Below are 12,955 nucleotides of genomic sequence, written 5' to 3' on the forward strand. Positions count from 1 at the left end.
GAACTCATCGTGGCGCGGGTATCCATACTCATAGAGACGCCGGATAGATTTAAGCAAGCCAACCATACATCAAAATGAGTGTTGCAAAAACGGGGAAGACCATAGATTTGTTTCGCCACCCGAAGGCGATCCTGACAGGCGATGGATCATTTTTGTAGAAAAAAATACTAACGGTTAAGTAAGAAAGCGTCAAACCGTTGATGTGACTTTTACCTCAATTTACCTGTAGATATGCTCAGAAATAACCCATGTTAACTGGTTATGATATATACTATTTTATTCGCCAATATATAGATTTTGAATTATACGCATGGAGGTTTTATGTCACAGGCAAGTACAGCTGCTTCTTCCTCAAAACGCCCGTACAGAAAAGGTAAGCCATTAACAGGGAGTGAAAAACAACAAGCATTTGTTGCTCGCCGCAAGGCTGCAAATGATAAAACTATCAGAGTTTATGTATCTAATGAGCTTAAGTTAAAATTACAAAAAATGTGTGAAGTAGAGGGAATATCTCAGGGTGAAATGATTAGTCGGTTAATAGAAAAAGCCAGCACAGATCACAGCATGAACGATGTAACGTCATAACCTTCTTGAGCGTTTATTCTTCCGGTGCTAATATCTATATTGTTTAATTTTTATTTAGTTATTTTATTTTTCTGATAAGTTCAGATGATTTATTGGTGAGAGTAAAACAATTAGAAAGGTTTATTGAGTTTTTTGTTTCACAGTGCTAGGTTATCAAGGCTTTTTGTTGGTCAGTCGCGCCGAAAGGTGACTAAATGCGGGCAGTTGATAATATGATTAACTAATCGCTAAAAAGAAAAACCCCACAATCTGCATCAAACTTGGCGGCTTGCATTCAGATATATGGGGTCCACTTGCAGAAATCGATAATGGTTTCTGCATAGGAGTATAGAACGATGAGACTTCTATTGCAACTTTTAGATACCCGCCATAAGTGCAGGGGATGTGCTTAAAAATCAACACACCCAATCAACATTTGATCCCTCTGTTCGTCGTAGCCGGCGTGGTGAATCCAACGCTTTACGTCGGGGGCAGTCGAAAATCCATCGGCGCAATATCCCGAAACAGGACATCAAAATCCCTAAAGGGACGTCTGCCCGGTTATCCCGTACTCTGAAAAGCCATGACTGGCGACGGGATAGTGACCTTATCGCTCTTCGTCAAAAGGGTTATACGCCGTATTCTGAGCGGAAAAACCCGTACTATGTGCCAAAACCGATGCGCATCCGTACACGTTCTGAGAGCCGTGAAGCTCTGACTTCACTGTCACTGGCGTTTGTGGCAAATGCGGATTTTTTCCCCGGTCATGATTATCTGTTTGAAGTAATGGTGCCTTTTGAATTTATCGCTAAGGCAATGGGCGTGCTGCATGAATATGAAAACGGCCGTAAATCGTATGATGTAGCACTTCATGCGCTGTCAGTCCTTGAGCAAATGGGACAAATTGTCGTCCATCGGGATAAAGACCGTGATGCGGGCCAAAATAAGCCGGTGCGAATTTGGTTGAAACCAGAATTTTTCATGTCCAAAGGCATTCCCCGTAACGAAATCCGCCAGAGCTTAATTGACTTCCAAAACTGGGCTATAAAAAGTGGCCAGCTTGAAAATCTGGAAAAAAAATACCAACGTCATTTATTGAACATGGCGCGATTGGGTATTGATGTAGAAAATAAACATGCGTTGCGCCAGTTACTGAAAAAGATTAAACGCTCAGTGGTTGCTCAGGATTTACAGGAACAGAAAAACGAAGCGCTGAAACACATCGAAGACAACATTGAGACTCTGGATAACCAAGCGGAAAATCTGGAAGCCGAACTTGAGAGAACGCGGCGTTCAGTGGCGAATCTACGTAAAAAGGACAAATCAGATTCAATCTACTGGAGTATGTTTGTCGAATGGCAAAAAACAACAACACCGGTTGCTGTTCACTACGCAAAAAACAAACTAAAGGCACAGTATCCTCACGTAAGTGAATACTCGGAACAATTCTATCGCTTGTTACTTGAACAAGAAGGAATCATTCTAACTTAGCGAGAGTTTCCTTAAAGACAAATCCAACTGACCGTGCCTAGCGCGGTTTCGGTGTTTCACATGGTAATAAATTTCGATTGTTTCTTACCCGGTCAACTTATCTACTTCTTCATTTTTTTCGATTGTTTCCGCTTCCGAAACAGCTTTTTTGCTCAAAACTGCTAAGAAGTATAAAAATAAAACAGTTAGCTTCGAATATGTGTTTTAATCTTTCATTAATTTCGAAGTTTATTCCTGAACAAAACAAGCCTTATAAATAAGGAATAAAAAATCGAGTTGAGCCTAAAAGCTGCAACTCTCGATAGTTAGTCCCTTTCACTACGTTCAAGGGAAAATTTCCATAAATAACGTCCCGTAAGCGGTCGTAAACGCCCGCTAACGCGCAGATACATCACGCCTATGGCGTGATCACTGCGTGCCTCTGGCAGAACTTATTAAACCCAAAAACTCTCTGATAATTTTTTAGCTTAGTAGGAAGAAGGGGTTTCTAGTCCCCATTAACTCCCTCTTGGCTTCGGCGGTTCAACCGCGTTGTTTCCATTGGATAATGAGAGCCGCCTTTCATTCGCTTCGCTCATAAAACCCGCATAGTATGCAAATTATTTGATTTAAAAGTAGTACCTGTTACTATAGTAAGCATTACTGCTTGGAGAAAATTATCTATGAGTAATAAATTAAATAATATTCTTGAGTTAGCTGAAGAACTACACGTAATCGATACTTCGCCTGTAAGCTTAGTCAACGATCAAATTAAAGCGGTTACAATGATGACAGGCACTGAAATAAAACAACTTCGTGCGCAACATGGAATGTCCCAATCTATGTTAGCTATGGCGTTAGGCATGTCAAAAGAAAGTGTTTCCAAATGGGAACGTGAAGAAAAGAAACCAAGTGGCCCAGCTCTCAGAATGCTCCGCATTCTTGAACGACTCGGACCGGAAGTTCTGCTGGTCTAGTTAAGAATTCGGTGAGTATTTCATTGTGGAGTTTAAACGTGAACTAATTAGTACGGAACTAAGACGAATGCCAGTCATCTTACGTTTTAAGGGATATCGATTTTTCTTCTACTCAAACGAAGGAAATCCCCTTGAGCCTGTGCATATTCATATTCACAGTGCTGAAGGGGAAGCTAAATTCTGGTTAGTACCAGATGTTTCATTGGCAAGAAATGATGGATTTAATGCCCGGGAGCTTAAAGAACTGACAGGCGTAATTAAACTAAACAGGGAGGCTTGGAATGACTATTTCGGCTAAAAGTGTACGTTTTGATGAATACAATATGTGGGTCGAACTGAGTGATGCCAGAACTTTGGGTGTACCCCTGGCTTGGTTTCCACGGTTAATGCATGCTCCCGCTATAGCCAGAGAAAATTTTGAACTCAGTCCCCGGGGTATTCACTGGGATGAACTGGATGAAGATATTTCAGTGGAAGGATTATTATCTGGTCGTGGAGATATTACTCAACAACCCCATCATGCGGCCTAATTTTTAGCGCACCCAACCGCAGCGATGCATAATGTAATAAGGGGTTTGAAGCTCAACCGTCCGAAAACGTACGCTAAGGACCAGCGGGAGCATTTGAACAGAACCTTACGGTTTTGCCCTTTCGGTAGGCTCTGTACCGTAAAGTTCCCCATCAACAAAATAAGTGCCATTGGGTAATACGTGTTTATAGGGTAGTAAAGAGATATGGGCTAATACATCATCATCTATAACTTCACCATTTTCACGTAACCCTTTAACAATATTGCTTATTCTTGATGTGTTCCAGTACAGGATTGCATTGGATACCAGACTCAGAGCGCTGGCCTTATTCATGATTTCTTCGTAGTCACCGGTTGTGAATTCACCCTGGTTTGCAAAAAAGATCCATCGGGGTAACTTATGCCGGTATTCGCCTTTATTGAGCTGAAGCTGAACCGTATGACGTAAATCCTGATCGGTCAGATAACGCAGAATATAGGGGGCAGCTTGGAGGCCGGAAGTTATTGTACTATAAGGGCTTCCCTGATATGTCAACACCAGTATTCATGGTTTTTATCTGTACACAACCGTAAAAGTAAAGGGGAGAGACTGCGGTACTATAGGGGTTATCGGGTCGCGCAAGGGAACTTCCCCCCTGGAGCCTGTACTGCATTTTGTGTAAATGCCTTTTCTAGAGGTGACCGTCCAGGCGGTCACCAAATTCGATAATAAAACGACTCATTGCCATTCGCCAGTCCTGTAACGGCATGGTCCATTTCTGTGACGCAGCCTGGATAGCCAGCCAGATCACTTTCTTCACAGATTCATCTGACGGGAACATCTTACGCTTTTTAATCGCATGACGGATAACGCTGTTCAGCGATTCAATCGCATTCGTTGTGTAGATGACCTTGCGGATCTCGGCTGGGTAGGCGAAGAACGTCGACAGATTGTTCCAGTTAGACTGCCAGCTACGGCTGATTTGGGGATAACGGGTGTCCCAAGTCCGGCCAAATGCGTCCAGTGCCTGCCACGCCGCTTCTTCTGTTGGCGCCTGATAAATGGCTTTTAGGTCACGGGTGACCGCTTTGTCGTCTTTCCAGGCCACGAACCGCAGGCTGTTGCGTATCATATGCACAATGCACAGCTGGATACGGGTTTCGGGATAAACAGTGTTGATAGCATCCGGGAAGCCTTTGAGTCCATCGACACAGGCAATGAGAATATCTTCCAGTCCCCGGTTCTTGAGCTCGGTCAGTACGGACAGCCAGAACTTCGCCCCTTCATTTTCGGCCAGCCACATACCCAGGAGCTCCTTTTGACCTTCAAGGTTGATCCCCAGAGCCAGGAACACGGACTTGTTGATCACCCGCCCCTCATGTCGAACCTTAATGACGATACAGTCAAGATAAACAATAGGGTATAGGCCATCCAGCGGGCGATTTTGCCACTCAGTGACTTGCTCCAGTACGGCGTCAGTGACCTTTGAGATGAGCGTGGGCGATACATCCGCGTCGTACATTTCTTTGAAGGCGGCAGTAATTTCCCGGGTCGTCATCCCCTTGGCATACAGCGACAAGATCTGATTGTCCATGGCCGTGATCCGGGTTTGATGCTTCCTGACCAGTTGAGGCTCAAACACGCCTTCTCGATCACGGGGAATACGTAATTCCAAAGGGCCATCATTGCTCATGACCGTCTTTGATGAATAGCCATTGCGAGTATTGGTGCCTGTTTTGGTGCTATTTTTCTCGTGGCCGAGATGTTCAGTCAGTTCGGCATTCAAGGCGGTTTCAACGGTTAATTTTTTGAGCAAACGGGAAAGCTGACTGAGATCATCAGGGGTTTTGAGATTCTTAGCCAATTCAGTTGCAAGAGCCTGTAACTGTTTGTCGTCCATAAGTTCACCTTCTTTTGAGGGTTAATTAAACATATCAAAATCGGGCAATTACACAAATCTATGTACAGGCTCGTCACGTCCGGTTCCGTGGGAGCGCAGGGGGGAAGTTCCCTTGCGCGACCCGATAACCCCTTATTGTTGTGTAACCAAGAGAGCATCTCTTCAGCAATCAGCCAGCCTTTATCGGTTCGCATGGCATGTGGATAAAGATGGCGGATGCAGGTCTTTTGCAGAGATCGGCTAAAAGGTGACAACCTCAAGTAACGATAAAGCTCAGCCAGATGCTCCCAACGGGTTTCCTCTCTCACCGCATATTCGTGCCATAAATCAGGCTGAAGTTTTAACCAGTCAGTTAATCTGGAAATAACGCCATCGTGAGGAGAGCTGTTTTTATCCGGCGTAAAACCCGGCCCGAGCAAATAACAGAGTAAAACAGCAAAACCCAGACGGTTCGCTGATCCTCTGTGTTTGTTGATAAGTGCCAAATCCTGTTCACTTAAAAAGCACATCCGGGTCAGTAAGATGTCATCATCCGGTACGATCCGTAAGCATTCTTTTTCCTCGCTGGTCAGTATTTGTCGCCGTGGCATAAATATTCTCCTTACATACGGATTCAGCTCACTTACCTATTCAAATTTTATCCCTCTGAGTCATGTGTTCAGTTTAACTATACGTATAACCGTTCGTTCTGAGACACCACACAATCTCGCGGTATCTCGGATGCTCTGCCTGTTTTTAACCCGAAGTTCAATGATTTTCTCATGCAGCTGGTTATCTGCTTGGCGTCCCCGGAATTTACCAGCGGCTTTGGCTTTCAATATTCCCTCTTCCTGACGCCGCCGACGATCCTGATAGTCTTTACGTGCAATGGCTGCCAGCATATCAAGCATCATTCCGTTAATCGCTTTAAGCATGGCCAGAGTGAACTCATCACCCGCATTTTCTGCAAGCGCCATATGGCTCGTCGGCAGATCAAGACTGACAATCACGAGGTGTTTTTCCTGAATAAGTTGTTTAAGTTTCTGCCAGCCCGCTTCATCCAGACGTGAAAGGCGGTCAACCTGCTCAATAAGAATAATGTCACCCGGTGCAGCATCATCAAGCAATCGTAAAAGTTCTGGCCGTTGCAGTGACGCGCCGGATACATTTTCGTGATACCAACTGGCTAACCGAAAGCCTTTCTCTTCAACAAAGGCTTTCATTCTATTTTTTGCCCGGAGAGCATCCTGTTCTTTTGTTGATGCACGTAGATAGCCGTGAATGTACATTTTTAACCCAATTATGACATTTAAATAATGATCATAATGTACATGACAGATAGGTAATGATCCAAAAGAGAAATGGCAGAATTTTAGGCTATGACATTGTGGTATACATAAATGTCATGCCAATGTTTACACATTGCATTTTTGAGCAGTCCATGCCATTGTGAACCACGCGCTCTTTATTGAACTATTTGCGCAGAAATGAACAATATGGAGGATTTTAATGCAAAGTAAGCCAACGATTAAAAAATTTGAACGCGGAGATCGCCTTTATGTACAAGCACAACAAATCTGGCTGATTCTTGTGGCGTTCGTCGAGCATAATAAATCTAATGGTTTATCTACCATTACTTATGGCGAGTTAGCTGAACAAATGGGGCATAGCTCAAGGCAAGCAGGGAGGACATTAGGTCGTCAATTAGGCATTATTGGAAATTTGTGCTTGTTGAATGATTTACCACCATTAAATTCAATAGTTGTTAACCAACAAACTAAAGCTCCAGGTAGTGAAGTCGTTATATCTCCTTTGGGAAGTGTTGATATCGACCAACAGGCAGTTTTTCAAACAAATTGGTTTGAGTTCAGAGTTCCTACAACAGGGACTTTTCGCACCGTCTGGGAGAATGTTGATGAATGGGTGTAATCAAGAAATTTAGTGGGGTTGCACGCCGGAAACGCCGAAATGCACATAATGAGTTTTAGTATTGATGAGGAACTGTGCAATAAATAGGCTTAGCGTAGGATATTTTCCGTTTTCCAAGCGGACCCCTATATATCAAACTTGACTGTCTTATATGCTTGGTGATAAATTTTATTTGACCGATCGTTCCAAAAAGAGAAAATTTTATGAGACCAAAAGAATTTGATCTGGATGTGATAGCTAAGGCTGCAATGCGTACTTTTTGGCTTCGCGGGTATTCCGGTACAAGTATTCAGAATTTAGTAAATGATACGGGATTAGGACGAGGGAGTTTATACAATACTTTTGGTAGTAAGCATGGACTCTATGAGTTTGCCCTACAGTCTTATTATGAAATGACAGCAAGTTACGTTGAATTACTTACTCGAAACGACTCAGTTAAGGATTTGATTCGACAATTACTTCTGAAAATCGTTTCAGAAGAACTCAATGATACTGCAAAGTTGGGATGTATGGTTGCAAATGCTTCTTTAGAAATGGCACGACATGATTGTGATATTGCAAATCTGGTAGCGATGAACCTAAGCAGAATGGAACATGCTCTGAGTACTTTGATACTTCGAGGTCAAGTCACAGGTGAAATAGCCCCGACCAGAAAGCCCATCGCTTTGGCTAGATTTATTGTCAGCACAATTCAAGGAATTAGAGTTGTCAGTAAAGGAGCACCTCAAACAGATCGTTCTGAGCGACTCGCTGATATCGTTGACGTTGCGATGAGTACAATAGAATAAGTAATCATCATATCGTAAAAATACAAAATTTTTTGGAATGATTAGTTAATAACTGGTGTTTATTTTTTAAATTGTCAGTTTGAAAATATACCCTATTTAAGCAAACGAGATTATATCTCATATTTCGAAGGATAAATTTATGACTCAAATAGTACACGCCACTAATAAAATTGCAGTACTTGGTACTGGTATTATGGGAGCTGCTATCGCTTGTAATTTACAAAAGAATGGCTTTAACGTTAGCGCATGGAATCGCACTTATGAAAAAGCAAAAAATCTGGAAGAATTCGGAGTAACTGTACATGAGTACGTGCAAGACGCAGTTAGTAATGCTGATATTATATTAACAATGCTTAAAGATGGTGATTCAGTATTAAAAGTTATAAATTCTGCATTACCTAGTTTATCTAAAGGGACAATCTGGATTCAGAGCAGTACTGTTGGTATTACAGCAAATGAACAACTTGAAACCTTTGCTGCTGAAAATGGCCTTAAATATTTTGATGCTCCAGTTCAAGGAACTAAAGGTCCAGCTGAGCAAGGTAAGTTAATTATTATTGCGTCAGGTCCTTTATCCGATCGTAATACAGTTCAGTCTATATTTGATGCCATTGGTCAGCGTACTGTGTGGGTTTCAGAGCAAAGCGGTATGAGTAGCAAGCTCAAACTTGCCCTAAATAGTTGGGCTTTCGCTTTAACACATGGGATCGCTGAAAGCTTATCTATCGCTAAAGCTCTTGGTGTAGATCCATCACTTGTTATTGACGTAGTTAAAGGTGGACCGATGGATAATATGTATTTCCAGCTAAAGTCTACTGCAATAATTTCTGGAAATTATGATGCTAGCTTCTCTTTGGATAATGCAGTAAAGGATTCTGAATTAGTTATAGATGCCTCCAAACGCGCTGGTGTAAAAGTTGATGGCGTTGAGGCAGGACTTGAACGTTTCAAACGAGCACAACAAGCGGGTCACGGTAGTAAAGATATGGTCGCAACTTACTTTGCCAAATAATAATTATTGCTCTGCGTAGGATATATCGTAACTATAAAAGGGTCGATAATATTTCTATCGACCTTGAGATAATATAATGAAAAATTCACTTGGTTATCACGTACCAACAGAGACTATAGGTAATGTAGAAAGTATTCCTATATTAAAACTCCTCGCTTTCACTTTAGCGGGATTTATAACTATTATGACGGAAACAATACCTGCTGGTTTGTTACCACAAATTAGTCGTGATTTAAATATATCTGAGTCCCTTGCTGGGCAAATGGTTTCTGTATACGCATTAGGGTCTGTAATTGCAGCTATACCTATTGTTGCTGCCACTCGGAGCTGGTCAAGACGACCTCTATTTTTGTTAGCAATTGGTGGGTTGCTTATATTTAACTCTCTTACTGCTCTATCTTCCAGTTATATGGTTATATTAGCATCTCGCTTAGTTGCAGGTATGTCTGCGGGGGTTATTTGGGGAGTTCTTGCTGGATATGCTAGAAATATGGTGCCAGGGCATCTCCAAGGGAGAGCATTAGCTATTGTAGGAATAGGACAACCTATTGCACTTTGTTTCGGGGTACCACTTGGTACATGGCTAGGAAGTCTATTTGATTGGCGCGGGGTATTCTGGATTATGTCAGCCCTCGCATTAATATCAATAGGTTGGGTAAGAACAGCAATCCCTGATTTCTTAGGACAAAAAGAAACTAGGCATCAGTCAGTGAAGGAGATATTCCTTATCCCAGGTATTCGTTCAATATTGTGGGTTATTTTTTTGTGGATACTAGCACACAACATTCTTTACACCTTCATTTCTCCCTATTTAACATCTGTAGGTCTCGGAAATCGAGTTGATTTGGTACTGTTGTTGTTTGGAGTTTCATCGATTGTTGGAATTTGGATAACAGGTATTTGGGTAGATAGATCGCTCCGTTTATTGACAATACTTAGTCTGACAGGGTTCGCTCTTGCAGCTATTCTAATTGGCGTAGGAAGTTATCATCCTTGGATAGTTCTTTTAGGTATCACTCTTTGGGGAATGACTTTTGGAGGCGCTCCAACATTATTACAAACTACAATTGCAGATACAGCTGGTAATGGCGCAGATGTTGCACAATCAATGCTAGTTACTGTTTTTAATCTTGCTGTCGCTGGTGGTGGTTTAATCGGGGGGGGATTACTTCAACAACTAGGACCATCATCATTTACAATAATTATGTTTGCATTAGCAATACTAAGTATTTTAGTTGTTTTTCAAGCAAAATCTCACGGATTTAAACCTAGTCGGAGGAACGAAGACTAAAGTGAATTGATGCAATTTATCAATTAATTCTTGTGGTTTTTTCATTGTTCTATTGGTTTGGTAGTTCTTTCTAAATATCAATGGTAGTAGCATAGATAGTAGAGTTAACTCACGAGCGAAAATTAAATGTACAGGGTGAGTATTTCTAATTTATTAAGGATAAATATTTTACTCGAATTGTATACAAAATAATTCAAATTTGTATTATTTAGGCACAAAAAAGTGCAAAACTAGCTCACTAGTTAGCCTTGACAGATATAACTATGTGACGAGAGCTAGCGAATAAAGACAACAAAATTGCAACTTGAAAAATGATGGGAAGGTTCCCTTTTCAGGCATAGCCTGAATTCATAGGGTACAAAACTTAAAATATGATGGAGAGTCAATTATGAATATCAGAAAAATTAGTTTGGGTTGTGTGTTTTTTGTTTTTTTTATCCTTACGGGATGTAAAAATAATATAGATACATACCGTAATGGTTCAACTAATTCTCAATACGCAGAGTCAATTACTATATCTGAAAAATCCTCATTAGTTTATATTAGTGGTATTCTTGCCGATATTTCAGATCCTAATGCACCTTCAGGTACGGTTTTAGCATATGGTGACACTCGTACTCAAACACAATCAATACTATCAAAAATAAAAAAAATACTTGCAAAAAACAATATTAAGATGGATAACGTTATTCAACTGAGAGCTTTTTTAGTGGGTACACCAGAGAAGAATGGCCTACTTGATTTCCAAGGTTTCCAGCAAGCTTATGCTGAATTTTTTGAAGGTTCTTTACAAAACAAACCAACTCGAACTGCAATTCAAGTAGTAGCATTACCTCTGCCTGGAACGCTTGTGGAAATAGATGTTATCGCAGTGTTAAATTAAAGAAGTGGTAATTATAGATTAGGTTATCACCTAAAGCTTCCGCATAAGTTAATTATTTGTTACCTTAATATATCAAAATAGATTGTCCGCACAGCATTCAATCTAAAATAACGTGATAGTGGCTTAATGAATTACTCGATAATTAGCCACATAAAGTGATCTAATTAAAATTTTTACATTAATTAACTGGTTATATTAACACTTTAGTAACTCATGCGGAAGCTACATGAACGCATTCCATTTGCAAAGCAAAAATTACGTTGACGATACGATGAACTTTTATTCCAACCTTAACAAAATCCTTCCATTTCGGTCACCTCAAACCTTAACATAATAAAACTATATGTGAAGGAAACATTTATGCCACGGCGACAGATACTGAGCAGTGAAGAACAAGTCGGTTTACTGGTTGTACCCGATGATGACATTCTTCTTACCCGGATGTGTTTTTTAAATGAACAGGATATTGCGCTCATTAATAAACATCGACGCCCTGCAAATCGTCTGGGCTTCGCTGTATTACTTTGTTATCTGCGGGGACCTGGATTCCTTCCGGACAAAAACAATACTCCTCACGAGGGTGTCGTATCCAGAGTAGCTTCCCAACTGAAGCTTCAGCCTGAATTATGGTATGAGTATGCGTCGAGAGAGCAAACCTGCTGGGAACATCTGACCGAACTCTATCGATACCTGGAACTATCCCCTTTCAATCGGTCGTTACAAAAAGACTGTATCCCCATGCCATGCCATGCGAACCGATAAAGGAATTCTGCTTGCGGAAGAGATGCTCAGCTGGCTGCATAACAATAACATTATTTTTCCCTCTATCGATGTGATTGAAAGAATGCTTGCTGAAGCCGCTACACTCGCCGACAGAATGGTATTTTCTGCTCTTATCGCACCGCTGGAAAAGCAGCATAAAATAGTTCTGGATAGTCTGCTTATATCGGATGGTGAACAACCTTCCCGTCTGGCATGGCTGCTTCAGCCACCGGGTAAAATTAACGGTAAAAATGTCCTGCAACATATTGATCGTCTGAATGCTATTGCGGAATTGGCCCTGCCTGAGGGAATTGCACTTTCCGTTCACCAGAATCGACTGCTGAAATTGGCACGAGAAGGCCGGAAAATGAGCAGCCGGGATCTGAGTAAATTTTCTGACATATGGCGTTATGCCACGCTGGTCTGTATCGGTGAATTTCCTGCCAGCAATGAGCGCCAGGGCTGCGAAGGCAATCCGGCAGGCAGTACGGGGCTGGGATTTGAGTCACAAAACCCCGTTGTCGCTGGAAGTCACGGCACATTGGATCAATCCCATGTTACGAGGTTGGATTAAGTACTATGGGCGCTTTTATCGGTTAGCAATGGACCGTATAGCCAGTCATGTAGATCTGCACCTTGCTAAATGGATTACCCGCAAATATAAGCGAGTACACGGTAGTTTGGCTCAGGCGTATGAATGGTTAGGCAGAATACGGAGCATTAAACCTAGTCTGTTTGCACACTGGGAAATTTGTACGCGGCGCGAACGGTCAACGACAAGGTAAGCGCCTAATTAACCCCACATACCTGACTGGTTAATCTTTTGTCATAGTGTGTTTTCTTTTATTGAGAAGGGGAACCACCATGACATTGACTGAAAAACAACAGCAC

At 41.7% G+C, this 12,955-nt stretch carries 13 protein-coding genes and 3 pseudogenes; 12 read left to right on the forward strand and 4 right to left on the reverse strand.

Features of this window, described 5'->3' with window-relative positions; translation table 11 throughout:
* Positions 1 to 321 precede the first annotated feature (321 nt).
* The 5 genes from repA (at position 322) to AAC854_RS18645 (ending at position 3,541) form a co-directional block, all read left to right on the forward strand.
* Positions 322 to 585, forward strand: coding sequence for a replication regulatory protein RepA (gene repA, locus AAC854_RS18625; RefSeq protein WP_047961512.1), 264 nt, complete (start codon positions 322 to 324; stop codon positions 583 to 585).
* A gap of 384 nt (positions 586 to 969) precedes the next feature.
* Positions 970 to 2,055 (forward strand): hypothetical protein, encoded by a 1,086-nt coding sequence (locus tag AAC854_RS18630; protein WP_047961513.1) that lies wholly within the window; start codon positions 970 to 972, stop codon positions 2,053 to 2,055.
* A gap of 662 nt (positions 2,056 to 2,717) precedes the next feature.
* Entirely contained in the window at positions 2,718 to 3,011 is a 294-nt protein-coding gene (locus AAC854_RS18635) for a helix-turn-helix domain-containing protein (RefSeq protein ID WP_047961514.1), read from the forward strand.
* A gap of 67 nt (positions 3,012 to 3,078) precedes the next feature.
* On the forward strand, positions 3,079 to 3,309 hold the full coding sequence (locus AAC854_RS18640; protein ID WP_047961515.1) for a DUF4160 domain-containing protein: 231 nt from the start codon (positions 3,079 to 3,081) through the stop codon (positions 3,307 to 3,309).
* Positions 3,293 to 3,541: a DUF2442 domain-containing protein gene (locus tag AAC854_RS18645; protein WP_047961516.1), complete on the forward strand. Its 249-nt coding sequence runs from the start codon at positions 3,293 to 3,295 to the stop codon at positions 3,539 to 3,541. The genes AAC854_RS18640 and AAC854_RS18645 overlap by 17 nt, the downstream gene beginning before the upstream one ends.
* Positions 3,542 to 3,646: 105 nt before the next feature.
* On the opposite strand, the pseudogene AAC854_RS18650 reads toward AAC854_RS18645, so the two are convergent.
* From AAC854_RS18650 to AAC854_RS18665, 4 genes and pseudogenes are all read right to left on the reverse strand, one after another.
* Positions 3,647 to 4,018, reverse strand: a pseudogene (locus AAC854_RS18650) (Tn3 family transposase); the annotation flags it as partial.
* A gap of 193 nt (positions 4,019 to 4,211) precedes the next feature.
* On the reverse strand, positions 4,212 to 5,420 hold the full coding sequence (locus AAC854_RS18655) for an IS256 family transposase (protein ID WP_340618430.1): 1,209 nt from the start codon (positions 5,418 to 5,420) through the stop codon (positions 4,212 to 4,214).
* A 134-nt stretch (positions 5,421 to 5,554) separates the two neighbouring features.
* Positions 5,555 to 6,010, reverse strand: a pseudogene (locus AAC854_RS18660) (DUF4158 domain-containing protein); the annotation flags it as partial.
* 60 nt (positions 6,011 to 6,070) lie between these two features.
* Positions 6,071 to 6,688 carry a recombinase family protein gene (locus AAC854_RS18665; RefSeq protein WP_047964936.1) on the reverse strand — a complete coding sequence of 206 codons (618 nt, stop codon included), beginning with the start codon at positions 6,686 to 6,688 and terminating at the stop codon, positions 6,071 to 6,073.
* Between the two features lie 220 nt (positions 6,689 to 6,908).
* Between AAC854_RS18665 and AAC854_RS18670 the strand changes: the two genes are divergently transcribed.
* The 7 genes and pseudogenes from AAC854_RS18670 (at position 6,909) to AAC854_RS18700 (ending at position 12,849) form a co-directional block, all read left to right on the forward strand.
* Positions 6,909 to 7,328 carry an MGMT family protein gene (locus AAC854_RS18670; protein WP_047964937.1) on the forward strand — a complete coding sequence of 140 codons (420 nt, stop codon included), beginning with the start codon at positions 6,909 to 6,911 and terminating at the stop codon, positions 7,326 to 7,328.
* 203 nt (positions 7,329 to 7,531) lie between these two features.
* Positions 7,532 to 8,116, forward strand: a complete 585-nt coding sequence (locus AAC854_RS18675) for a TetR/AcrR family transcriptional regulator (protein WP_047964938.1) — start codon at positions 7,532 to 7,534, stop codon at positions 8,114 to 8,116.
* 139 nt (positions 8,117 to 8,255) lie between these two features.
* A complete protein-coding gene (locus AAC854_RS18680; RefSeq protein ID WP_047964939.1) occupies positions 8,256 to 9,128 on the forward strand; it encodes an NAD(P)-dependent oxidoreductase in 873 nt (290 codons plus the stop codon).
* A gap of 76 nt (positions 9,129 to 9,204) precedes the next feature.
* Positions 9,205 to 10,419, forward strand: a complete 1,215-nt coding sequence (locus AAC854_RS18685; protein ID WP_047964940.1) for an MFS transporter — start codon at positions 9,205 to 9,207, stop codon at positions 10,417 to 10,419.
* A gap of 388 nt (positions 10,420 to 10,807) precedes the next feature.
* Positions 10,808 to 11,302, forward strand: a complete 495-nt coding sequence (locus AAC854_RS18690; RefSeq protein ID WP_084728628.1) for a Rid family hydrolase — start codon at positions 10,808 to 10,810, stop codon at positions 11,300 to 11,302.
* 360 nt (positions 11,303 to 11,662) lie between these two features.
* Positions 11,663 to 12,494 (forward strand): annotated as a pseudogene (locus tag AAC854_RS18695) (DUF4158 domain-containing protein); the annotation flags it as partial.
* Between the two features lie 19 nt (positions 12,495 to 12,513).
* Complete coding sequence (locus tag AAC854_RS18700; RefSeq protein WP_340618431.1) at positions 12,514 to 12,849, forward strand: group II intron maturase-specific domain-containing protein; 336 nt, start codon at positions 12,514 to 12,516, stop codon at positions 12,847 to 12,849.
* Positions 12,850 to 12,955: the final 106 nt, after the last annotated feature.

It is taken from the genome of Xenorhabdus entomophaga (genome assembly GCF_037996725.1).
In the GTDB taxonomy this organism is placed as follows: domain Bacteria; phylum Pseudomonadota; class Gammaproteobacteria; order Enterobacterales; family Enterobacteriaceae; genus Xenorhabdus; species Xenorhabdus khoisanae.